Here is a 22,810-nt window from a genome sequence, read left to right as displayed (position 1 = left end):
GCCTATCCAAAAGTCTAATTGCCCCCCGCCACCAAAGGTATAAGTTGTTAAGAAACCATTAAAAAATCTATTCAAAGGAGTGACAGATGAGCGAGAGCAAGGTCTACCCGGTCAAACCCCACATCAGCAGCAATGCACTGCTGGACAAGGGCGACTACGCCGCCATGTATCAGGCCTCCGTCGAGGATCCCGATACCTTCTGGGGAGAGCAGGGAAAAATTCTCGACTGGATGAAACCCTATAGCAAGGTCAAGAACACCTCCTACGATCCGGGCCATGTCTCCATCAAATGGTTTGAAGATGGCCAGCTCAACGTCTCGGCCAACTGTCTAGATCGTCATCTCGCCGAACGTGGCGACAAGGTCGCCATCATCTGGGAAGGGGACAACCCGGCCGAAGATCGCAAACTCACTTACCGCGAGCTGCACAGCGAAGTGTGCAAGTTCGCCAACGTCTTGAAAGCACAAGGGGTTCACCGCGGCGACGTGGTCTGCCTCTATATGCCCATGGTGCCCGAAGCCGCCATCGCCATGCTGGCCTGTACCCGCATCGGCGCGGTACACAGCATCGTCTTCGGCGGCTTCTCGCCGGAAGCGCTGGCCGGTCGCATCATCGACTCGGGCTCGCGCATCGTGATCACCGCCGACGAGGGGCTGCGTGGTGGCCGTCCGGTGCCGCTCAAGAAGAATGTGGATGAAGCGCTCACCAACCCGGAAACCCAGGTCAACAAGGTGATCGTGCTCAAGCGCACCGGTGGCAATGTCGCCTGGCACAACCACCGCGACATCTGGTGGCACGAAGCGACCGCCACCGTCAGCAGCGACTGCCCGCCCGAGGCGATGAACGCCGAAGATCCGCTCTTTATCCTCTATACCTCCGGCTCCACCGGCAAACCCAAGGGGGTGCTGCACACCACCGGCGGCTATCTGGTCTACGCCACCCTCACCTTCAAATATGTGTTCGACTACCACGAAGAGGATATCTACTGGTGTACCGCCGATGTGGGCTGGGTCACCGGTCACTCCTATCTGGTCTACGGGCCGCTTGCCAACGGTGCCACTACCATCATGTTCGAAGGGGTGCCCAACTACCCGGCCACCAACCGCATGAGTCAAGTGGTGGACAAGCACCAGGTCACCATCCTCTATACCGCCCCCACCGCCATCCGCGCCCTGATGGCCAAAGGCAACGAAGCGGTCACCGGCACCTCGCGCCAGAGCCTGCGCATCATGGGCTCGGTGGGTGAACCCATCAACCCGGAAGCCTGGGAGTGGTACTACCGCACCATTGGCGATGAGCGCTGCCCCATCGTCGATACCTGGTGGCAGACCGAGACCGGCGGCATCCTGATTACGCCGCTGCCCGGCGTCACCGACCTGAAACCGGGCTCGGCTACCCGCCCCTTCTTCGGGGTGCAACCGGCGCTGGTGGACAACATGGGCGAGCCGCTGGAGGGAGCCACCGAGGGCAACCTGGTGATCACTGACTCCTGGCCGGGCCAGATGCGCACCGTGTTCGGCGATCACGAGCGGTTCGAGCAGACCTACTTCTCCACCTTCCCGGGCCGCTACTTCACTGGCGACGGTGCCCGTCGCGACGAGGACGGCTACTACTGGATCACAGGTCGGGTGGATGATGTACTGAACGTCTCCGGCCACCGCATGGGTACCGCCGAAATTGAATCGGCACTGGTGGCCCATCCCAAGATCGCTGAAGCCGCGGTGGTGGGGGTTCCTCACGAGATCAAGGGTCAGGGTATCTATGCCTATGTCACCCTGATCTCCGGGGAAGAGCCGAGCCGTGAGCTGCACAAAGAGGTGAAGGAGTGGGTGCGCAAGGAGATCGGTGCCATCGCCACGCCGGATGTCATTCACTGGGCGGAGGGGTTGCCGAAGACCCGTTCCGGCAAGATCATGCGCCGCATCTTGCGCAAGATCGCCACCGGCGAAACCGACAGCTTGGGGGATATCTCCACCCTCGCGGATCCGGGCGTAGTAGACAAACTCATTCGCGAGAAGTCGGAAGCTGCCTGATCCCGCTTCGTTTGTTGCTCAATAAAGCCGGCCCTGTGCCGGCTTTGTCGTTTCTCATCCGCCAGCAAACAGCAAGGTGGCAGCGACGAAGTATCTCAGGCCGAAGCGTGCAATAAATAGCCAGATGTAGAGATTAGACCAGTAAAATGCTGCTAATTTTCACGAAATCAATATAATTGCGAAATCTGTGTGCCAGGGCACACCGATTTGCGCAGAAAATGGCTAGATTTCTGGTAGTCCACAAGATAGCTGATAGATAGCAGCATTATCATCGAGGATGTACTCAATATGTCGCAAAATCACCGAATTCTCCTGCTCAACGGACCAAACCTGAATCTGCTGGGCAAACGGGAACCGGGTATCTACGGCAGCAAGACGCTTGATGAGATCGTCGCCGATCTGAAGCTTAACGCCAGCGAACTCGGTGTCACTCTGGAACATCTGCAATCCAACGCCGAACATGAGTTGGTCAGCTGCATCCATCAGGCCATGGGCCAGGTGGATTTTATCATCATCAATCCAGCCGCCTTCACCCACACCAGCGTCGCCATTCGCGATGCGCTGCTGGGTGTAGCCATCCCTTTTATCGAGGTTCACCTGTCAAATGTCCATGCCAGGGAGCCGTTCCGTCATCACTCCTATCTGTCTGATGTCGCCAAAGGGGTCATTTGTGGTCTGGGGGCCGATGGCTACCAATTCGCTTTAACCGCGGCCGTGCACCATCTGCGCGCGGCTTGATAATCACTGATCAGATAAAGAAGAAAGAGAATGCTAATGGATATCCGCAAAATCAAGAAGCTGATTGAACTGGTTGAAGAGTCCGGCATCGCCGAACTGGAGATCTCCGAAGGTGAAGAGTCCGTTCGCATCAGCCGCAACTTCTCCGGTCAGGTGACCACCGCCATGCCGCAGATGATGATGCAGCAAGCCGCTCCGGTTGCCGCACCTGCCGCTGCCGCCCCAGTTGCCGCCGCACCGGCCGCAGATGCCGCCCCGAGCGGTCACCTGATGCGCTCCCCGATGGTTGGCTCCTTCTACCGCTCCTCCAGCCCGGATGCCAAGCCGTTCGCGGAAGTGGGTCAGCAAGTCAATGTCGGCGACACCCTGTGCATCGTCGAAGCCATGAAAATGATGAACCAAATCGAGTCTGACAAGGCCGGTGTGATCAAAGCGATCCTGGTTGAAAATGGTCAGGCCGTCGAATTTGACGAGCCGCTGTTCATCATCGAATAAGGGAAATCGCCACCCATGTTGGACAAAGTAGTCATCGCCAACCGCGGTGAAATTGCCCTGCGGATCCTGCGCGCCTGTAAAGAGCTCGGGATCAAGACAGTGGCCGTTCACTCCACCGCCGACCGGGAGCTCAAACATGTGCTGCTGGCCGACGAATCCATCTGTATCGGCAGACCGGCCAGTACTGAATCCTACCTCAACGTCCCGGCCATCATCGCCGCTGCCGAGGTAACCGGTGCCGTGGCCATCCACCCGGGTTACGGCTTCCTCTCCGAGAACGCCGATTTCGCCGAAGTGGTCGAAAAATCCGGCTTCATCTTCATCGGCCCGCGCGCCGAGACCATTCGCCTGATGGGTGACAAGGTCTCCGCCATCGAAGCGATGAAGAAAGCGGGCGTACCGTGTGTACCGGGCTCTGACGGCCCCGTCGACAACGACGCCAAGCACAACGCCGCCATTGCCAAGCGCATCGGCTATCCGGTGATCATCAAGGCCGCCGGTGGCGGTGGTGGTCGCGGTATGCGTGTGGTGCGCAATGAAGCGGAACTGGCGGGCGCCATCGCCCTGACCAAATCCGAAGCAGGCCAGTTCTTCAAGAACGACATGGTCTACATGGAGAAGTACCTGGAAAACCCGCGCCACATCGAAATTCAGGTGTTGGCAGACGGCCAGGGCAACGCCCTCTATCTGGGCGAGCGTGACTGCTCCATGCAGCGTCGCCACCAGAAAGTGGTGGAAGAGGCGCCGGCACCGGGCATCACCGCCGAAATGCGCAAGTTCATCGGTGAGCGCTGTGTGCGTGCCTGTATCGAGATCGGCTACCGCGGTGCGGGTACTTTCGAGTTCCTGTACGAGAACGGCGAGTTCTATTTCATCGAAATGAACACCCGTATTCAGGTTGAGCATCCGGTCACCGAGATGGTCACCGGTATCGATCTGATCAAGGAGCAACTGCGCATCGCCGCCGGCCAGCCCCTGTCAATCACCCAGCAGGATATCCGCATCCGTGGCCATGCCATCGAGTGCCGGATCAACGCCGAAGATCCGGCCACCTTCATGCCCTCTCCGGGTCTGGTGCAGCGCTTCCACGCGCCGGGTGGTCTGGGCGTGCGTTGGGACTCCCACATCTATGCCGGTTACAAGGTACCGCCCCACTACGATTCAATGATCGGCAAGCTGATCTGCTACGGCGAGAATCGTGACATTGCCATCGCCCGCATGCGCCATGCGCTGGACGAGCTGGTGGTAGAAGGGATCAAGACCAACGTACCGTTGCAAAAAGAGATCATGAAAGACGAAAACTTCCAGCACGGTGGCACCAATATCCACTATCTGCACAAGAAGTTGGGTCTGTAAGATCTCGCAGGCAGAACAATCACTTCTGGCCGGATAGCAGCCAGCTGTTTATCTGCAATCCAGCCGGAAGTTGGCTCCGTAAGGGGCCTCTGCTGAAAAAGGGCCATGGCGACATGGCCCTTTTTTGTTATCCTTGCGCCCCTCAAATTTGTCGGAGGCCAAGGTGAACCGTTTTGCTCTCGCCCGCCGGGAAGCAGCTTTCTGCCTGCTGCTGACCCTGTTCTACTTCTTTGCCTGGTATGGCACCGCCTATTTTATCCCGCTCCAGCTGGAGTTGTGGGGGCTGCCGCTGTGGTTCCTGCTCAGTTGCATGGTGATGCCGCTGCTGTTCATTCTGCTCTGCGCCCTGATGGTGAACCGGCTGTTTGTGGAGATCCCCCTCGATACCCACACCCCTTCCGGCAAGGAGTCATCCCATGAATCTTGAGCTGATGCTGCCGCTCGTCATCTATCTGGTACTGGTGCTGGGGGTGGGTTTCTGGGCCAGCCGCCATCGCGCAGAAGGCAACTTCGTGCAGGAGTACTTCATCGGCAACCGCAGCATGGGCGGGCTGGTGCTGGCGATGACGCTAGTGGCCACCTACACCTCGGCCTCCTCCTTTATCGGCGGGCCGGGTGCGGCCTACAAGATCGGTCTGGGCTGGGTGTTGCTGGCGATGATCCAGCTGCCCACCGTCTGGCTCACTCTGGGGGTGCTTGGCAAGAAGTTCGCCATCATCGCCCGCCGTGTCAATGCGGTGACCATCAACGATATGCTGTGGGCCCGCTACCAGAGCAAGGCGGTGGTGATCCTCGGCTCCGTTACTATCATCCTCGCCTTTATCGCGACCATGGTGGTGCAATTCATCGGCGGCGCCCGCCTGCTGGAGACCGCCACCGGCCTCTCCTACCAGCAGGGCTTGATGCTGTTTGCCAGCTGCGTACTGCTCTACACCATCATCGGCGGCTTTCGCGCGGTGGTGATGACCGATGCCCTGCAGGGGATCATCATGCTGATCGGCACCGGCGCCTTGCTGGCGGGGATTTTAATTGCCGGTGACGGCCTGCCGAACCTCATCCACCAGCTCAGGGAGATCGACCCCAAGCTGGTGAGCCCGCAGGGGGCCGGCGACATGTTGACCCAGCCCTTTATGCTGAGCTTCTGGATCCTGGTCTGTGTCGGGGTGGTGGGGCTGCCCCACTCGGCATTGCGCTGCTTTGGCTATCGCGACAGCAAGGCGCTCCATCGCGGCATTCTGATCGGCACCGTGGTCAGCGCACTGCTGATGTTTGGCATGCATCTGGCGGGCGCCCTCGGCCGCGCCATCCTGCCCGGCATGGACAGCCCGGACAAGATCATGCCCTCTCTGATGATGGAAGTGCTGCCCCCCTGGCTGGCCGGGGTCTTTCTGGCGGCGCCGATGGCGGCCATCATGTCCACCATCGACTCCCAGCTGATCCAGGCTTCCGCCACTCTGGTGAAGGATCTCTATCTCAACTATCTGAGTCCAAAGCAGGAGAAGCTGGAAGTGCGCATTCCGCGCCTCTCCCTGCTCTGCACCCTGATCTTGGGCACCCTGGTACTGCTGGCGGCGCTGCAACCGCCCGAGATGATCATCTGGCTCAACCTGCTCGCCTTTGGCGGTCTGCAGGCGGTGTTCCTCTGGCCGCTGGTGCTCGGTCTCTACTGGTCACGGGCCAACGGCCCGGGCGCGCTGGCCAGCATGGTCAGCGGCATCGTCTGCTATGGGGTACTCAGTCAGTGGGGGATCAAGCTGGCTGGCCTGCACGCCATCGTGCCAAGCCTCACGCTGGCACTGGTGGTCTTTATCACGGTCAGCCTGCTGACGGCACCGCCCTCGCGGGAAGTGCGCGAGCTTTTCGGGCAGAAATAATAAAAATATAAATTAGGGGTTCCAAAACTATCCCCAAATAGGTGTTTTCCGGTTAAACTGTGCGCCAAGTCACAGAACGTAGCCGCTGTATGCCCGTTAAAGCCACTCGACAAGTCGTTACTCAAGCCCTGCAGCGGCTCGGTTATGCCCTGCTGCTGCCCGTCTCCATCCTGCCGATGGCGGCGCTGATATACCGGCTTGGTCAACCCGACGTGCTCGATTTGGCGGTGCTCTCCCTCACCGGTCAGGCGATTTTCAGCCAGATGCCGCTTATCTATGCGGTGGCGATCGCCTTTGGCCTGAGTCGGCAGGAGCTGGGCGGGCAGACGCTGGCGGGAGCGGTCAACTTCCTGCTGCTCAGCACCGCCTTCAATACGCTGGCCCCCAACCTGCACGCCGACATGATCTGCGGCCTGCTGGCGGGACTCACCACCGCCATTATCTATCCCTGGGTTCACCAGCAAACACTGCCCCGCTGGCTGCAGATCGCCAGGGGAGAGTTTCCCAGCCTGCTGGTGTCGGCCTTGGCCTGCCTGCTGATCGCCATCCCCCTCTCGCTGCTGTGGCCACCGCTGGAGCGCGGGCTGACCCTGCTCACCTCCGAGCTGCTTACCACGCCGTTTGGCGCCTTCTGCTACGGCACCCTCAACCGCTTGCTGATCCCGCTCGGGCTGCATCAGGTATTGGGTAGCGTCATCGGCCTTGGCGAGAGCAACCTGCAGGCGCTGGCCACCGCCCAACCCCTTCATGAAGGGTATGTGGCCGGTCTTTACCCCATCATCATGTTCGGCCTGCCGGGCGCCTGTTTTGCCATCTGGCTGCACCGCCAGCGGATGCAGCGGCTGCCGCAGGGCGGGCTGCTGCTCACCCTGGCACTCACCTCGGCACTGGTGGGTATCACCGAACCTATCGAATTTCTGTTCGCCTTTACCGCCCCCTGGCTGTTTCTCGCCCACGCCCTGCTGACCGGACTGTCACTGGCGGTCTGTAGCGGGCTGGGGATCAAGGTGGGCAGTTACTTCTCCGCCGGTCTGCTGGATCTGGTGCTGAGCTATCAGGCAGGGGAGCACAGCTTCTGGCTAATCCCGGTCGGTATCCTGTTTTTCGTCGCCTACACCCTGCTCTTTTACCAACTGCTGGAGCGTGCCCCCCTCAGCATGCCGAGCAAGCCCATCGCGGTGGAGCATCCGCGCCTTGCCAGCGTTGCCCCCTCAGACCCGCAGATGCTGGCGATCCAGTACCTCAAGGTGCTGGGCGGGATGGACAATCTGGTGGCGATGAGTGTCTGTATCACCCGCCTCAGCCTGCGGGTGCGCGATATTTCACTGGTGGATGAATCTCGCCTGCTGGGCCTGGGCTGCCTCTCCTGGATCCAGCTCAACGACCACCAGCTGGTGCTGGTGCTGGGTCCCAGCGCCAGCCTGATTGAAGGGCAGATCCGCATGCTGGCGGAGCGCCAGTCGGTCCCGCTCGGCCTCAAACCTAATCAGGAGTCGGCCAGCCAGAGCAGCTGGTAACTCAGGCAAACGGCAACCGCTCGGCCACGAAATCCATCAGGGTGCGCAGAGCGGGGGCCAGATGCTCCCGACTCGGATAGATTAGGTAGAACGGGTTGGCCGGAATGGGCTGATCCGGCAACACCTTCTGCAATCGCCCCGCCGCCAAATCCCCTTCACAGACATGGTGGGGCAACAGGGCAATCCCCCCGTCATGAAGCGCCATCTCCCGCAGCGCCAGCAAGCTGTTGCTGACACAGGCCCCCTGCGGCCGCCAGCCCCCCTCCAGCAATGGCCACACCGGCATGGCCGAGTGCACCAGACAGGCATAGCGGCCCAGCTCGCTCAGCTGTTGCGGCATGCCGTGGGCCGCCAGATAGGCGGGCGCCGCCACCAGATGGCGCGCCACCTGACCGATACGCCGACAGATGAGGCTGGAGTCTTTCAGCGGCGCCGCCCGCAGCGCCAAATCATAACCTTCCCCCACCAGATCGAGCTGTTCATCGCTCAGAGTCAGCTCCAGCACCACCTCGGGATAGAGGGCGCGAAACTCGGCGAGGATCCGGCCAAGCAATAGAGTACCGGTCGCCTCGGGGGCAGTGATCCGCACCCGCCCCGCCGGGGCCGAGCGCAGCCGTGCCATCGCCAAATTGGCGCTGCGGGCCAGAGCCAGCAGTCCCTGACAGTGCTCCACATAGAGCTCCCCCTGCGGGGTCAGGCTCAACCTGCGAGTGGTACGCTGCAACAGCCGCACCCCGAGCTGGGATTCGAGCCGCGAGATCTTCTGGCTCACCGATGACTTGGGCATACCAAGCAGCTCGGCGGCTCGGGTAAAGCTTCCCTGCTCCACCACGGTGGCAAACAGCCCCATCAACTCCAGATCGACATTGTTCATATATTCAAACAGTCTTTACCGATTACCCATCTTAATCTTGATAATCAACCAGACTAGAGTGAGTGGCAATCCCGAACACAGCGATTTGAAAGGAAAAACCATGAAAGCCATTGCCCTGACTCACTATCTGCCAAGCGACCACCCCGACTGCTTTATCGCCGCCAACCTGCCCGATCCGGTTCCGGGCCCGCGGGATCTGCTGGTGCGGGTCACCGCCACCTCCGTCAATCCGGTGGATACCAAGGTGCGCTCCCCCAAGGCCAAAATTGAAAGGTCGCCCCGGGTGCTGGGCTGGGATGCGGTGGGGGAAGTGATCGCCATCGGCAGCGAAGTCACCCTGTTCAAGGCGGGCGACCGGGTCTGGTATGCCGGCGATATCAGCCGCCCCGGCAGCAACAGCGCCTTGCAACTGGTGGATGAGCGCATCGCCGCTATCGCCCCCACCACCTTGAGCGATGTGGAGGCCGCCGCCCTGCCGCTGACCGCCATCACCGCCTGGGAGACCCTGTTCGAGCGCTTCGCTCTTACCCGCGAAAGCCGTGGCAAACTGCTGATCATCGGCGGCGCCGGTGGCGTGGGCTCCATCGCCATCCAGCTGGCCCGCCAGCTCACCGACATGGAGGTGATTGCGACAGCCTCCCGCCCCGAGAGCCGCGAGTGGTGCCTCGAGATGGGCGCCCATCAGGTCGTAAACCACCACAAGTTGCAGGAGGAGCTGACCGCCCTTGGCATCACCCAGGTCGATGCCATCTTCTGCACCAACGCCACCGCCGAACACTGGGCCACCATGGCCGGGCTGATCCGTCCGTTTGGCCATATCTGCACCATCGCAGAATCGAGCGAGCCGTGGGATCTCTCCCTGCTCAAGAGCAAGAGCGTCACCTTCAGCCAGGAGTTCATGTTCACCCGCTCCCTGTTCCAGACGCCGGACATGATCGAGCAGCACCGCTTGCTCGGCCGGGTGGCGGCACTGGTCGATGAAGGGGTATTGCAGACCACCCTGACCAGAACCATCCCCTCACTGACCCCGGTCACGCTGGCTCAGGCCCATGCCGAGGTGGAAGCAGGCCGCATGGTAGGCAAGCTGGTGATCGACATGAGCGGCTTTGCCAACTAAGCCCTCCAACGCACCATGATGGGATAAGTTCACCAAGGAGATGCCCCAAACGGGCACAACCAACGACACTCATGACAGCCTGTGGCAGGCCAACGTCCGACAATCAGCCAAAAAAGAGGCCATTTCGCGAGAAATGGCCTGAATACCTGAACATTGGGGTAACAATCACACACATATCCTTATGCAGGACATATTAGTCTTTGCATCTGGCGTGCCAACAGCAGCATGAATGCGCCAAAACGGCGTCAGCCCATCCTTGAGCAAGGTGCCGACCTTGCTCTTTTTTTATCTGGCAGACTGTTTACCAAGCAAACAAGTGCAGATAAAAAATGCCACCTGACGGTGGCAGTGAAAAATGACGGAACTTGAGCAAAGCGTTCGGCGAAAACCGGTCATCTTCGCCGCTACAGAGCAATACAGAAACCGTGCCAATTCGGCAAAGCCTCCTCATGACACCGCCATCGCCCGCTCCGTACGGGCAAACCACGACAGCACACGCCCATGATGATAGAATCGCGCGGTTTCACATTTATGAAGAGTCGACGCCATGCCCTGGATACAAATTCGAATCAACGCCACTGCCAAGACCGCAGACAAGGTGAGCAACATGCTGCTGGGGCGTGGTGCCCAGGCGGTGACCTTTATGGATGCCAAGGATGTGCCCGTCTATGAACCCATGCCAGGTGAAACCCCGCTCTGGGGCGAGACCGAGGTAATGGGTCTGTTCGATGCCGAAACCGATCCGACCCCCACCATCGCCTTCTTCCAGCAGATCTTCGGCGAAAACGTCGGCTACAAGGTCGAGCAGCTGGAAGACAAGGATTGGGTGCGCGAGTGGATGGATCACTTCCACCCCATGCAGTTTGGCGAACGCCTCTGGATCTGCCCGAGCTGGCGCGATGTGCCGAACCCCGATGCAGTCAACGTGATGCTGGATCCGGGTCTGGCCTTCGGTACCGGTACCCACCCCACCACCGCCCTCTGCCTGCAGTGGCTGGACGGGCTGGATCTGACCGGTAAAACCGTGGTCGACTTTGGTTGCGGCTCCGGCATTCTCGGCATCGCCGCCCTGAAACTGGGTGCCGCCCGCGTTATCGGCATCGACATCGACCCGCAAGCCATTCAGGCCAGCCGCGATAACGCCGCGCGCAACGGCGTCGCCGACCATATTGAGCTCTATCTGCCCGCCGACCAGCCGCAAGATGTCGAAGCGGACGTGGTGGTTGCCAACATCCTGGCCGGCCCGCTGCGCGAACTGGCACCGCTGATCGCCGGTCACGGCAAGCCGGGCAGCCTGATGGCCCTCTCCGGCGTGCTGGAGAGCCAGGCCCCGGAGCTGGAAACTATCTACGGCCAGTGGTTCGAGATGGACCCGACCGCCGTCAAGGAGGAGTGGTGCCGCCTCTCCGGCCGCAAGCACGGCTAAGTGCGGGCAACATAGACGCCAACCTCATGCCATCAGGGCTCCCGTTCGGGGGCCCTGATTGTTTTGGCCTGTCGGGCTCATCCCAGTCCTTGGACATGGGCTTGATCGCCCTCCCTTCTGATAGTGTTCGTTCGAAAACAACAGACACCTTTTATTCCGGTAAGATAGCGGTCCGAGCCAACGCAACCGAGAAGGATTTCTTATGCGGATTGCCATTCTGGATGACCATCAGGATCAGGTGCGCCACCTCCCCTGCTTTGCCCTGCTGGCGGGTCATGACGTCACCATCCTCAACCAGAGCGAACCCGATACAACGCGCCTTGCCGCCCTGCTGGAAGGAATGGAAGCACTGGTGCTGACCCGCGAGCGTACCCGCATCGACGAACAGCTTCTGATACAGCTTCCCACCCTTAAACTCATCAGCCAGACCGGCAAAGTCAGCCAGCATATCGACCCGGCACTGTGCCAGCGGTACGGCGTTGCCGTGGCAGAAGGGATCGGCAGCCCTATTGCCCCCGCCGAGCTCTGCTGGGCGCTCATCATGGCAGCCTCCCGCCATATTCCTGCTTACAGCCAGGCGTTAAGCCAAGGCCAATGGCAGCAATCTGGTGACCTCGGTTTGGGACGCACGCTTCATGGGCTGACGCTCGGCATCTGGGGCTACGGCAAGATAGGCCAGCGGATCGCCCGCTATGGCAAGGCATTTGGCATGTCGATACTGATATGGGGCAGTGAGGCTTCGCGCAGGCAGGCCGAGCTGGATGGCTATGCCTGCGCCTCCAGCAAGGAGGCGCTCTTCAGTCAAGCCGATATCCTCACGCTGCATCTACGCCTGAGCGAGACAACCCGCGGCGCTGTTACCCGCGCAGATCTGGCCCGCATGAAAGTTGACTCTCTGCTGGTCAATACCAGCCGTGCCGAGCTTATCGAGCCGGGAGCCCTCTATGCAGAGCTAAGTACCCATCCTGGAAAACGGGCCGCGCTCGATGTATTTGACATCGAGCCGGCAACGCTACAAAACGAGCCCCTGCTGCGCCTGCCCAACGTATTGGCGACACCTCATCTCGGCTATGTGGAGCAAAACAGCTACGAACTCTACTTTCGCGTGGCGTTCGAGAATGTGCTGGCCTTTGCCGAAGGCAGACCTGCCAACCAGGTTCTGCCCGTATCGGGTGGATGATCACGTTACTTCTGCCGTATTGGCGCCAATATCCAAATCCCTGGCAGATAAAGGAAAGCAACCTTCATGAGCGAATACCAGAAGATGATTTGCAGCCAACCTTACAACTGCATGACACCCGAGCTGGCCCAGTTGCGCCGGGAGGCGGTACGGCGCTATCGTCGTTTCAATCAGGCGGAAGAGGAGGCTGAGCAGCGGGCACTACTGGCGGAGCTGATTGGCGAACTGGCAGAGAATGCCTTTATCTGCCCGCCCCTCTACTGCACCTATGGCCGCCACATCCAGCTTGGCAAGAACTCCTACATCAATATGGGGGCCACCCTGCTGGACAATGCCCCCATCCGCATCGGCGCCCATGTGATGATTGGGCCAAACGTGCAGATCTATACCGCAGCCCATGCGCTGGAGGCCGATGAACGGATTCAGGGAGCGGAGACGGCGCTGCCGGTCACCATTGAAGACAAGGTCTGGATTGGGGGCGGCGCCATCTTGCTGCCCGGCGTCACCATAGGGCGGGAGGCGATCGTCGGAGCCGGTGCTGTCGTTACCAGAGATGTACCGCCCGGGGTCAGAGTAGCGGGCAATCCGGCCCGGATCCTGCCCGCCAAAAACAGGGTATAAGGCTGCCAACCTGGCTGCATCTTGATGCCGCCATCAACTCACAACAACCCTGACACCCCATAAAAAATAAAGCCCAATGTCACGAAGACGTTGGGCTGTTAAAAGGTGCTACGGAATTGCGACTCTCATCGCAGAAAAATTAGAAGGAGTGCCCTTCTAAACTGGCAGGAAGATATTAGCGAATGCGCAAACGTTTTACATAGTGAAATACAACAGGATTGCGAGGTACATCGCACTATTTAAATAATTACCTGCTATGGCGCGCGAAGCCTCTTTGACCCATTTATTTTCCCCAATTTCTCTGGTTACTATTCACGGTTAAACAGAAAAGCCCCGATTTCTCGAGGCTTTGCTTCTCTCAACCGCAACGTGGCCGAAAAGTCAGAAACGGCGGACAAACTCATCGAGCGGCAGTTCGCGCAGTTTACGCGCTTCCAGCATGGGGGTGCCGAGGTAGAGGAAACCCACCAGCTGATCTTCCGCCGCCAATCCCAGTCCCTTGTTGATCTGCGCATCGAAGATAAACCAGCCGGAGCGCCAGATACCGTTGAAGCCCTGTGCCTGCGCTGCCATCTGCATCGCCATCAGGGCACAACCGGCAGAGAGCTCCTGCTCCAGTTTCGGCACCTTGGGGTGATCCTGATAACGGGTTGCCACGGCGACGACCAAGGGCGCCCGCAGTGGGGCTTCGCTGCACTTCTTGATGCTCTCTTCATCTTCGCCACGGGCACGGGCCACCTCGGCCAGCAGCTTGCCCAGCCGCTCACGCCCCTCCCCTTCAAACAGAATGAACTGCCAGGGGGTCAGGGTACCGTGATCCGGCGCGCGCAGACCCGCCTTGAGGATATTGTCGAGCACCTCACCGCTCGGGGCGGGATCGGCGAGACGGCCACAGGAGTGGCGATTGAGCAACAGGGTGAGGGCATCCATGGGCAATTCCTTCTCTGGGGCAATGATGGCGCTACCTTAGCACAGCACCGAATGAAGAAAACCCCTGAGGCTCAGGGGTTTATCGCACTATAAAGGGCAGGATGGCACAGCTGGCTAGATGATCGCAGCCAGCTCGGCCCCTTGCCTGATGGCGCGCTTGGCATCCAGCTCGGCAGCCACGTCGGCTCCGCCGATGATATGCACCGGTTTGCCTGCCGCCTGCAACCCGGCCTGCAGTTCTTTAAGGGGCTCCTGCCCGGCGCAGACGATCACCTGATCCACCGGCAGACACTGCTTGGTCTCACCCACCTGAATGTGCAAGCCCTCGTCATCGATCCCCAGATATTGCACCCCGGAGAGCATCTGCACCTTGCGGTTCTTGAGCACGGTACGGTGGATCCAGCCAGTGGTTTTGCCAAGGCCGTCACCCACCTTGCTCTCCTTGCGCTGGAGCAGCCAGATCTGGCGCTCGGGGGCGTCGATTTCAGGAGCCGTGAGGCCACCGCGCTCGCCAAGCTGTTTGTCGATGCCCCACTCCTTGAGCCAGTGATCACGGTGCCCATCGGCATCCGTCTCCACCTTCTTCTCGACCCTTTTCTCCACAAGGAATTCGGCCACATCGAAACCGATGCCGCCGGCACCGATCACCGCCACCTTCTGGCCGACCGGTTTGTGATCCCGCAATACGTCGAGATAACTCATCACCTTGGGATGTTCGATGCCCGGAATATTGGGGGTGCGCGGACGAATACCGGTAGCGAGGATCACCTCGTCAAAACCGCCGCCGAGCAGACTCTCGGCACTCTGGCGCTGGCCGAGATAGAGCTCGACGCCGCACTTCTCCAGCCGTTTGGCAAAATAACGCAGAGTCTCGTGAAACTCCTCCTTGCCCGGGATCTGCTTGGCGAAGTTGAACTGGCCGCCGATTTCGCTGGCCTGATCGAACAGGCTCACCTGATGACCGCGCTCGGCAGCGTAACAGGCGAACGCCAGGCCAGCCGGGCCCGCCCCCACTACCGCCAGCTTCTTGGGCTGGGGCACGCGGCCAAAGGTAAGCTCGGTCTCGAAACAGGCGCGAGGATTGACCAGACAGGAGGCTCGCTTCTGCTTGAACACATGGTCGAGGCAAGCCTGATTGCAGGCGATGCAGGTGTTGATCTCGTCCGCACGGTTCTCGGCCGCCTTGATGACAAACTCGGGATCCGCCAGGAAGGGGCGCGCCATGGAGACCATATCCGCCTCGCCCCCCGCCAGAATCCGCTCGGCCACCTCGGGGGTGTTGATACGGTTGGTAGTGATAAGCGGCACCTTGAGATGCTTTTTCAGCTCGGCGGTCACCCAGCTGAAGGCGCCGCGCGGCACGCTGGTGGCGATGGTGGGAATACGCGCTTCGTGCCAACCGATACCGGTGTTGATCAGGGTCACCCCCACCGCTTCCAGCGCTTTGCCAAGGGCGATCACCTCTTCCAGGGTCGAGCCCTGCTCCACCAGATCCAGCATGGAGAGGCGGAAGATAATGATGAAGTCGGTGCCGACCCGCTCGCGAATGGCGCGGACAATCTCCACCGGAAAGCGCATCCGGTTTTCGCTGCTGCCGCCCCAGCCATCGGTGCGTTTGTTGGTGCGCTCGCAGATGAACTGGTTGATGAGATAGCCTTCCGACCCCATCACCTCAACCCCGTCATAACCGGCCGCCTTGGCCAGCGCTGCTGTAGCAGCGAAGTCGCGAATGGTGCCGCGGATCTGTCGCTCGCTCATGGCGCGTGGCTTGAACGGGGAGATGGGGGCTTTGAGGGCGCTCGGGGCCAGACTGAAGGGATGATAGGCGTAACGACCGGCATGGAGGATCTGCAGCGCTATCTTGCCCCCCTCCTGATGCACGGCGCTGGTCACCTTCTTGTGCTTGCTCACCTGCCAGGGGAAGCTCAGCTGGGAGCCGTGAGGTACCAGCCGACCGCGCAAGTTGGGGGCAATGCCGCCGGTGACGATAAGGCCAACACCACCACGGGCGCGCTCGGCATAAAAGGCGGCCAGCTTGTCAAAACCGCCCTTCTCCTCTTCGAGGCCGGTATGCATGGAGCCCATCAAGACGCGGTTGCGCAGCTGGGTAAAACCAAGGTCGAGCGGGGTCAGCAGGGTCGGATAGCGGCTCACGATGCCTCCAGTTAATTTTTTGTTATCAAACTGAGGCTAGAGTAAAGAATCGAAAATTCTTTTTCAAACAAATGTTTGGACAATTTTTCAGCGAACAGCCGTGCCCTGAACGAAGATAGGCGGGATCCGCCAGTCGGAAATGGCAATTTCGCCCGCAACTGGTTAATAATGGCTCTTCTCTACCCATTAACAGGGCGATAACGCGACTATGTCTATTTTCAAAGGTCTGGGTTGGTTGTTCCGCAGCCTGTGGCGCCTGCTCAATTTCACCCGGCTGATGCTGGTCAATCTGCTGTTTCTCATCGTAGTGCTGGTCATCGTCTTCAGCGTCAGCCAGAAAGAGGCACCCAAGGCGCCCATCGAAGGGGCGCTGACCCTCAATCTCAACGGCGTGCTGGTGGAGCAACGCTCCCAGACAGATCCCACAGTCCAGTTGCTGCGCCAGATGGACACCAGCGACGAGCAGCCGAGCGAGATCGTCCTCTCCGACCTGCTGTGGGCCATCAAGAGTGCCAAGGATGACGAGCGCATCAAGGCGCTGGTGATCAAGCCACAAGGGCTGCAGGGAGCCAACTTCACCAAACTGCAGGAGGTGGCGAGCGCCATCGACTCCTTCCGGGAGAGCGGCAAACCGGTGATCGCCATGGCCGACTTCTACACTCAGGGGCAATACCTGCTGGCGGTCCACGCCGATCACGTGCTGCTCAACCAGAGCGGCGCCGTGGTGATCGAGGGGCTTGGGGTCTACCAGACCTACTTCAAGTCGGCGCTGGAGAAGCTCAACATCACCCCGCATGTGTTCAAGGTCGGCACCTACAAATCCTTTGTCGAACCCTATACCCGCGACGAGATGTCCCCCGAGAGCAAGGAGGCGAACCAGCGCTGGCTGGATCAGCTGTGGCAATCCTATGTGGCTGACGTAGCCGAGCAGCGGGAGATCGAACCCGATGCGGTCGCGCCGGGCAAGGATCGCTTTCTCGAGCTGCTGCGCAAGGCCGGTGGCAATGCCGCCAACTACGCCCTCGACAACGGGCTGGTGGATCAGCTGGCGACACGCGACGAGATGACCCAGGCGGTCATTAAAGAGGTGGGTGAAGCGGACGATCACGGCTGGAAAGGGGTCGGCCTGAAAGAGTATCTGGCTGCCATTCCGGAACAATATCCCCAGAGCGGCAAGGATGAGGTGGGTCTGGTGGTCGCCAGCGGTGCCATCATGGATGGCGTCCAGCCTGCCGGCACTATCGGCGGTGATAGCCTCTCCGATCTGCTGGCCGATGCTCGCCGCGATGACAAGGTTAAAGCCGTAGTCCTGCGGGTCGACAGCCCGGGCGGCAGCGCCTTCGCCGCCGAGCAGATCCGCGCCGAGCTGCTGGCCCTGAAACAGGCAGGCAAACCGGTAGTGGTCTCCATGGGCAGCTATGCCGCCTCCGGTGGCTACTGGATCTCCGCCGATGCGGACAAGATCTTCGCCTCCCCCACCACCCTCACCGGCTCCATCGGGGTATTCGGCATGTTCGCCACCATCGACAAAGCGTTGGCCCAGTTCGGTGTGCATACCGACGGGGTTGGCACCACAGATTACGTTGGCGTCGGCCCGACCCGCGCTCTGCCGGATCACGTCGGTCAGGCTATCCAGCTGAGCGTGGAAGATACCTACCAACGCTTCATCGGTCTGGTCAGCAAAGGTCGTGGTCTGAGCCCGGAAGAGGCCGAGAAGGCGGCCGAAGGCCGAGTCTGGACCGGCGAAGATGCCAAGGCCTTGGGTCTGGTGGACGAGTTCGGCAATCTTGATGACGCCATCAAGGCAGCAGCCGAACTGGCCAACCTCAAGGAGTGGCAGGTGACCCCCATCGAGCAGGAGGAGTCCACCAAGGACAAGTTCCTGCGCCAGCTGTTTGACAGCAGTGCCCAAGTGCTGGCCCCCCAGTTGCAAAGCTGGCTGCCAGCAGGATTTGGCAAGGCATTGGTGGAAGTGAACCGCAGTCTTGACCCGCTCACCCGCTTCAACGATCCGCAAGGCACCTACGCCTTCTGCCCGGTCTGCGTGCAGTAAGCAAGCGGCGAATGCCCCATAAAAAAACGGCGACCATCTGGTCGCCGTTTTCTTTATTCAGCCAGTGCGCGCGGCACCGCCAACTTGCTCAATCAGGGATTGAGGCGAGTCGGCATACCGGTACGCTGTTCCAGCACCTGCTTGACCACGTTGGAGTCAGACTCGGCGTGAGCGATGAAGCGGGTGATAGCCGGTGTCATCGGGAGCGGCACGGAGGTGGTGGAGTTGAACTCCTCCTCGGTGCGCGACAGCGGCTCGTGTACTTCCATGTAGCGACCGCCATCCGGCTCGACCGTGGTCTTGACCGGCTGGTTGACGAACTGGACGCGGGTGCCGACCGGCACGTTGTCGAACAGATACTTGATGTCGTCAGCGCGCAGACGCACGCAACCGCTGCTCACCCGCAGACCGATACCGAAGGTGGCATTGGTGCCGTGGATGGCATAGAGGTTGCCGATGTAAAGGGCGTGCAGACCCATGGGGTTATCCGGACCGGCTGGCCATACTGCCGGCAGGGTCTTGCCCTGGGCAGCATAGCGACGACGGATGTTCTCGGTCGGGGTCCAGGTCGGGTTGGCGCGCTTGCGCTCTACCTTGGTGATCCAGTTCTCCGGGGTGTTTACCCCCAGCTGACCGATGCCGATGGGCAGCACTTCCACCACGTTCTTCCCTTTTGGGTAGTAGTAGAGACGCATCTCGGCAACGTTGATGACGATCCCTTCGCGGGGCGCGTTGGGCAGGATCAGCTGGTGGGGGATGATCAGGGTGCTACCCGCTTTCGGCAGATAGGGATCAACGCCCGGGTTGGCTTCCATGATGTTGGTCAGACCCAGCTGGAAGTCAGCAGCGATCTGCTCCAGCGGACGGTTGTCCGCAGGCACCACGTATTCCTGGTTTTCACCGATCAGGCGGCTGTTGGCCGCAGGCAGACGGTACTCGACAGCGGCAGCCTGCTGGCTGACCAGCGCAAAAGTGCATAAAAGGGCCGAAGTGGCAGTGCGAAGGGGATTCATAAAATTCCTGTGTGGTTTCCTGTACCAAATGGGCCGGGGGCCGTCTCATCCTCGGTCTGCCGGTGGCGGGTCAACCTGCCCCACGACGCCAATAACCGAGCGCGCATTCTTTCCTGAGTCGGCCAAAATTTCAACTTCCATATGTTGCTTTTCTTGTTAAAAGTAGCCGTTTTCGGTGTGACGCTTATCAACAGGGCAAAAGCCACACTGGCAAGTCGCAGCTGAGTGAAAGATGAATGGCACTGCCCGCTTCTCAGCGAGCCACCCGAGCCCTAGTCAACCACAGCGCAGCGCCACCTTGCTTCACGGTTGCAGCCCTAGCTAAAACGTTTGTCGCATCCGGGGAGATAAACCAATGTCGACGTAGGCTCTTTATTGGGATGAAGAGGGATAAAACCGCGCATCGGTCACCAGCCGGTGCCGGTTTCAGCTATAAAAAAACCGCTCCGAAGAGCGGTTAATGGAGCCACCAGGCAACCATAAAAGGGACTACAGGTAGTTGTCATTGGAATTACTGGACGGCTGCCTCCCCTGCACCGCTCTGCTCTTTGAGGAAGCTGATCCAGGGGGATGCCCGACCACTGACGTTGCCATTCTGAGCCGCCTGGGTGAAGGCGTTGAGGGCCTCCTTCGGCTTTTGTTGCTCAAAATAGGCGACCCCGGTCAGGAACTTGAGATCAGCACGCTGTTCACCATTGGCATTGGCGGCCGGTTTGGCGGCCAGCGCCACCAGATCCTGATAGCGTTTGCTCTGGATCATCATGCGTGCCATTTTCAGCTGCAATTCGGCGCTCGGGGCCAGCTGGTAGGATTTGGCCAGGGTGTCGATGGCCGGATCCAGCTCCTTGGCCTGATGCCAGTAGTTGGCCAGAGTCTTGTAGTTGCTGGCGTTCTGCTCAATCACCCCGTCCTTCATCCCCTTCTCCATCACCCGTGCGGCGCGATGGGGAATGCCGGTGAAGGCGAGGTAGTTGGCGAGGCGCTGCAGCTCGGCGGCCTCGGTCAACATACCGAGGTTGTAGGCCGACTCCAGCGCCGCCAGCGCCTTGGCATCGTTGCCTGCCTGCATATGCATGGCCGACAACTGGGTCCAGTACTTCTTCTTCTCCGGGAACATGTTGACCAGAGAGGTCAGCACCTCGGTCGCCGGTTTGTACTGTTTCAGCTCGTAGTGAGCGCCCATCTTCAGCAGATACCAGGACTCCGGCGCTTTACCTGCCGACAGCTTGATCGCCTGATCCACCGCCGGGATCGCGTCACGGTACTGCTTGAGCTGCACGTGGGCGTTGGCCAGCGTGATATAGGCATGGGAGTTGGGCTTGTCATCCTTGCCCTGGTTGGCAAACCACTCCTTCATGGTCTTGATCGAGCCCTGGTAATTGCCCTCCGCCATATAGAGCTGGGCCAGGTTGTAGCGCACCTGCTGGGCCACCTGTGGCGGCAAGCCGCCTGTCGCGATGGCATCGGCAAAGTACTTGGTCGCCTGACCGTATTTCTCCTGCTGGGCGGCTACGAAACCGAGAGTCTGCAATATGACCCCCTTGTCGTAGACCCGCTCGCCCGCGCTGGAGAGTGCCTCCTGCAATCTGGCATTCGCCAGACCGTATTGCTTGTCAGTGATCAGCTCCTGCGCCTTGTTGACAGCCCGATAAGCCCGATCCGACAGGGCCGGCTGCTCGGCGGCCCAACTGGCGGTGCTGAGCAGCACCGCCATGGCGACCGGGGCGAGGATCATCTTGTGTAACTTGTTCATCGCCACCTTCCTTAGTTGACCGCAAACTCGATCTCTTGCTGCATACGGCTCGCCTGCGGCTTGCCATCCACCATGGCCGGTTTGAACGTCCACTTGGCGATGGTTTTGCGCGCCTCTTTGCCGAGGTCATAGCTGCGCGGCTCTTCCTTGACGATCCGCACGTTGCTGACGGTGCCGCGCTCGGTGACGGTGAACTCCACCAGCACCTTGCCGGAGGCCAGCCCCGCCAGTGCCGCCTTGCGGGGCATCATGGGTTCGAAGGTGGCCAGCGGAATGGCACCGTTGTTGCCACCAACGCCACCACCACCGCCACCGGTGCTGTAGGCACCCAGCGCGTTGCCACCACCGATGTTGACCGGGATGTCGAGCTTGGGCATGTCCATCGGCGCGCTATCCATCTTCGGCCGATCCGTGCTGGCCACTTCCATCTCGGGAGGCGGCGGCGGACGCTTGGGCGGCGGCGGTTTGGGCAGCTCCCGCTGTTTCTCTTGCAGGGTCTCCTGGGGCTTGAGGCGGATGAAATCGGTCATGGTGACGTCATCCTTCTCCACCAGCTCCCGGTGATCCGGTGTGATCAGCTTGTTCATTCCCAGAAACAGAAAGAACACCACCACACAGGAGACCGCCAACGATATCAGGTATCTCATAGGTCTCTCTCCGGCATCAGCTGCTCTTGTCTGCCGCGATGGAGATGTTCTGGACACCGGCCATGCGGATCTGATCCATGACCTGCACCACCAGACCGGAACGGGATTCGTTATCGGCCTGGATCACCACGGCGCTCTCCGGGTTTTCGGCCCGCAGCCGCTCGATGTTGGCGCGTACCGCCCCGACCTCGACCACCCGCTTGTCGACCCAGACCTGACCGTTTTCGCGCACCGCGACCATGATATTGCCCTTCTTCACCGTCTCGGCCGTGCTGGCACTGGGACGGTTGATCTCGACACCGGACTCCTTGACGAAGGAGGTGGTGACGATGAAGAAGATCAGCATGATGAACACTATGTCCAGCATGGGGGTCAAATCGATAGCCGCCTCGTCAGCACCGCTGTCGCTGTAACGTTTTCTCATAGCAGAAACTCCTTGCTTGTTCTGTGCCCCCGGCAGGCCATGCCTCGCCGGGGGTATGCATCCTGCATCAACCGTGTTTCAGGTTGTCTTCCAGCTTTTGCACCGCCAGTTTGGCCTTGTGATCGAGTTGGTTGACAAAAAACAGGCCGGAAAGGGCGGCGATCATGCCCGCCATGGTCGGTACCGTTGCCTTGGAGATCCCCGATGCCATCGCCCGCGGCGAACCGGTACCGGTGATGGCCAGGGTGTCAAACACCTGCACCATCCCCACCACGGTGCCGAGCAGCCCCATCAACGGGCAAAGAGCAATCAGCACCTTGATGACCGGCATCCCCTTGTCCACCGCCATGGCAACCCGTGAGACCAGCTCGCGCCGGATCTGCTTGGCAGACCAGGAGAGATGATCGGTGCGGGCCAGCCAGGTGGCCTTGGTCTGCTTCACCTGCTTGGGGTAGACCGCCATGAAGTAGAACCAGCGCTCCAGCAACAGGGCCCACATCATCAGGGTCAGGAAGAACAGGGCGACCAGTACATCGCCCCCCAATCCCAAAAACCGGCGGACCGACTCGACTTCTTCAATCAACCAGAACCACATGGGTGACTCC

At 60.2% G+C, this 22,810-nt stretch carries 20 protein-coding genes; 12 read left to right on the top strand and 8 right to left on the bottom strand.

Annotated features, from left to right (window positions below):
- The first annotated feature begins 86 nt into the window (after nucleotides 1-86).
- The 7 genes from acs (at nucleotide 87) to I6L34_RS15550 (ending at nucleotide 8,013) form a co-directional block, all read left to right on the top strand.
- Complete coding sequence (gene acs / locus I6L34_RS15580) at nucleotides 87-2,033, top strand: acetate--CoA ligase (RefSeq protein ID WP_058059445.1); 1,947 nt, start codon at nucleotides 87-89, stop codon at nucleotides 2,031-2,033.
- 288 nt (nucleotides 2,034-2,321) lie between these two features.
- Nucleotides 2,322-2,771, top strand: coding sequence for a type II 3-dehydroquinate dehydratase (gene aroQ, locus I6L34_RS15575; protein WP_058057284.1), 450 nt, complete (start codon nucleotides 2,322-2,324; stop codon nucleotides 2,769-2,771).
- A 36-nt stretch (nucleotides 2,772-2,807) separates the two neighbouring features.
- The gene (gene accB, locus I6L34_RS15570; protein ID WP_005338908.1) at nucleotides 2,808-3,266 is read left to right on the top strand and encodes an acetyl-CoA carboxylase biotin carboxyl carrier protein; all 459 of its coding nucleotides are present in this window, start codon (nucleotides 2,808-2,810) and stop codon (nucleotides 3,264-3,266) included.
- Nucleotides 3,267-3,281: 15 nt separating this feature from the next.
- On the top strand, nucleotides 3,282-4,622 hold the full coding sequence (accC, locus tag I6L34_RS15565) for an acetyl-CoA carboxylase biotin carboxylase subunit (RefSeq protein ID WP_005338910.1): 1,341 nt from the start codon (nucleotides 3,282-3,284) through the stop codon (nucleotides 4,620-4,622).
- Between the two features lie 163 nt (nucleotides 4,623-4,785).
- The gene (locus I6L34_RS15560; RefSeq protein ID WP_058057282.1) at nucleotides 4,786-5,049 is read left to right on the top strand and encodes a YhdT family protein; all 264 of its coding nucleotides are present in this window, start codon (nucleotides 4,786-4,788) and stop codon (nucleotides 5,047-5,049) included.
- The gene (panF, locus tag I6L34_RS15555) at nucleotides 5,039-6,496 is read left to right on the top strand and encodes a sodium/pantothenate symporter (RefSeq protein WP_058057281.1); all 1,458 of its coding nucleotides are present in this window, start codon (nucleotides 5,039-5,041) and stop codon (nucleotides 6,494-6,496) included. The genes I6L34_RS15560 and panF overlap by 11 nt, the downstream gene beginning before the upstream one ends.
- Nucleotides 6,497-6,585: 89 nt before the next feature.
- Nucleotides 6,586-8,013 carry a PTS transporter subunit EIIC gene (locus tag I6L34_RS15550; RefSeq protein WP_042080616.1) on the top strand — a complete coding sequence of 476 codons (1,428 nt, stop codon included), beginning with the start codon at nucleotides 6,586-6,588 and terminating at the stop codon, nucleotides 8,011-8,013.
- 1 nt (nucleotide 8,014) lies between these two features.
- On the opposite strand, the gene I6L34_RS15545 is transcribed toward I6L34_RS15550, so the two are convergent.
- A complete protein-coding gene (locus I6L34_RS15545; RefSeq protein WP_075115403.1) occupies nucleotides 8,015-8,887 on the bottom strand; it encodes a LysR family transcriptional regulator in 873 nt (290 codons plus the stop codon).
- Nucleotides 8,888-8,987: 100 nt separating this feature from the next.
- On the opposite strand from I6L34_RS15545, the gene I6L34_RS15540 reads away from it, so the two are divergent.
- The 4 genes from I6L34_RS15540 (at nucleotide 8,988) to I6L34_RS15525 (ending at nucleotide 13,231) form a co-directional block, all read left to right on the top strand.
- Nucleotides 8,988-10,004: a zinc-binding alcohol dehydrogenase family protein gene (locus tag I6L34_RS15540; protein WP_216954953.1), complete on the top strand. Its 1,017-nt coding sequence runs from the start codon at nucleotides 8,988-8,990 to the stop codon at nucleotides 10,002-10,004.
- Nucleotides 10,005-10,551: 547 nt separating this feature from the next.
- Complete coding sequence (gene prmA / locus I6L34_RS15535) at nucleotides 10,552-11,430, top strand: 50S ribosomal protein L11 methyltransferase (RefSeq protein WP_075115401.1); 879 nt, start codon at nucleotides 10,552-10,554, stop codon at nucleotides 11,428-11,430.
- A gap of 202 nt (nucleotides 11,431-11,632) precedes the next feature.
- Nucleotides 11,633-12,610: a D-2-hydroxyacid dehydrogenase family protein gene (locus tag I6L34_RS15530; protein ID WP_216954952.1), complete on the top strand. Its 978-nt coding sequence runs from the start codon at nucleotides 11,633-11,635 to the stop codon at nucleotides 12,608-12,610.
- Nucleotides 12,611-12,676: 66 nt separating this feature from the next.
- Nucleotides 12,677-13,231 (top strand): sugar O-acetyltransferase, encoded by a 555-nt coding sequence (locus I6L34_RS15525; RefSeq protein WP_157161298.1) that lies wholly within the window; start codon nucleotides 12,677-12,679, stop codon nucleotides 13,229-13,231.
- A gap of 381 nt (nucleotides 13,232-13,612) precedes the next feature.
- Here the strand turns inward: I6L34_RS15525 and I6L34_RS15520 are convergent, their stop codons facing one another.
- Together I6L34_RS15520 and I6L34_RS15515 are read right to left on the bottom strand one after the other, a co-directional pair.
- Nucleotides 13,613-14,161: an NAD(P)H nitroreductase gene (locus I6L34_RS15520; RefSeq protein ID WP_216954951.1), complete on the bottom strand. Its 549-nt coding sequence runs from the start codon at nucleotides 14,159-14,161 to the stop codon at nucleotides 13,613-13,615.
- Between the two features lie 114 nt (nucleotides 14,162-14,275).
- Nucleotides 14,276-16,315: an NADPH-dependent 2,4-dienoyl-CoA reductase gene (locus tag I6L34_RS15515; RefSeq protein ID WP_113739071.1), complete on the bottom strand. Its 2,040-nt coding sequence runs from the start codon at nucleotides 16,313-16,315 to the stop codon at nucleotides 14,276-14,278.
- 208 nt (nucleotides 16,316-16,523) lie between these two features.
- On the opposite strand from I6L34_RS15515, the gene sppA reads away from it, so the two are divergent.
- On the top strand, nucleotides 16,524-18,368 hold the full coding sequence (gene sppA, locus I6L34_RS15510) for a signal peptide peptidase SppA (protein ID WP_216954950.1): 1,845 nt from the start codon (nucleotides 16,524-16,526) through the stop codon (nucleotides 18,366-18,368).
- 92 nt (nucleotides 18,369-18,460) lie between these two features.
- Here the strand turns inward: sppA and I6L34_RS15505 are convergent, their stop codons facing one another.
- The 5 genes from I6L34_RS15505 to I6L34_RS15485 form a co-directional block, all read right to left on the bottom strand.
- On the bottom strand, nucleotides 18,461-19,381 hold the full coding sequence (locus tag I6L34_RS15505; RefSeq protein ID WP_216954949.1) for a L,D-transpeptidase family protein: 921 nt from the start codon (nucleotides 19,379-19,381) through the stop codon (nucleotides 18,461-18,463).
- A gap of 511 nt (nucleotides 19,382-19,892) precedes the next feature.
- On the bottom strand, nucleotides 19,893-21,134 hold the full coding sequence (locus I6L34_RS15500) for a lipopolysaccharide assembly protein LapB (RefSeq protein WP_216954948.1): 1,242 nt from the start codon (nucleotides 21,132-21,134) through the stop codon (nucleotides 19,893-19,895).
- An 11-nt stretch (nucleotides 21,135-21,145) separates the two neighbouring features.
- Nucleotides 21,146-21,781: an energy transducer TonB gene (locus I6L34_RS15495; protein ID WP_042656692.1), complete on the bottom strand. Its 636-nt coding sequence runs from the start codon at nucleotides 21,779-21,781 to the stop codon at nucleotides 21,146-21,148.
- Between the two features lie 16 nt (nucleotides 21,782-21,797).
- On the bottom strand, nucleotides 21,798-22,205 hold the full coding sequence (locus tag I6L34_RS15490) for a biopolymer transporter ExbD (protein ID WP_005338933.1): 408 nt from the start codon (nucleotides 22,203-22,205) through the stop codon (nucleotides 21,798-21,800).
- A gap of 67 nt (nucleotides 22,206-22,272) precedes the next feature.
- Nucleotides 22,273-22,800 carry a MotA/TolQ/ExbB proton channel family protein gene (locus I6L34_RS15485; protein ID WP_005338936.1) on the bottom strand — a complete coding sequence of 176 codons (528 nt, stop codon included), beginning with the start codon at nucleotides 22,798-22,800 and terminating at the stop codon, nucleotides 22,273-22,275.
- Between the last annotated feature and the right edge of the window lie 10 nt (nucleotides 22,801-22,810).

It is taken from the genome of Aeromonas sp. FDAARGOS 1404, from assembly GCF_019047085.1.
Classification (GTDB): Bacteria; Pseudomonadota; Gammaproteobacteria; order Enterobacterales; family Aeromonadaceae; genus Aeromonas; species Aeromonas veronii.
This window is presented reverse-complemented; position numbering and strand designations above follow the sequence as displayed.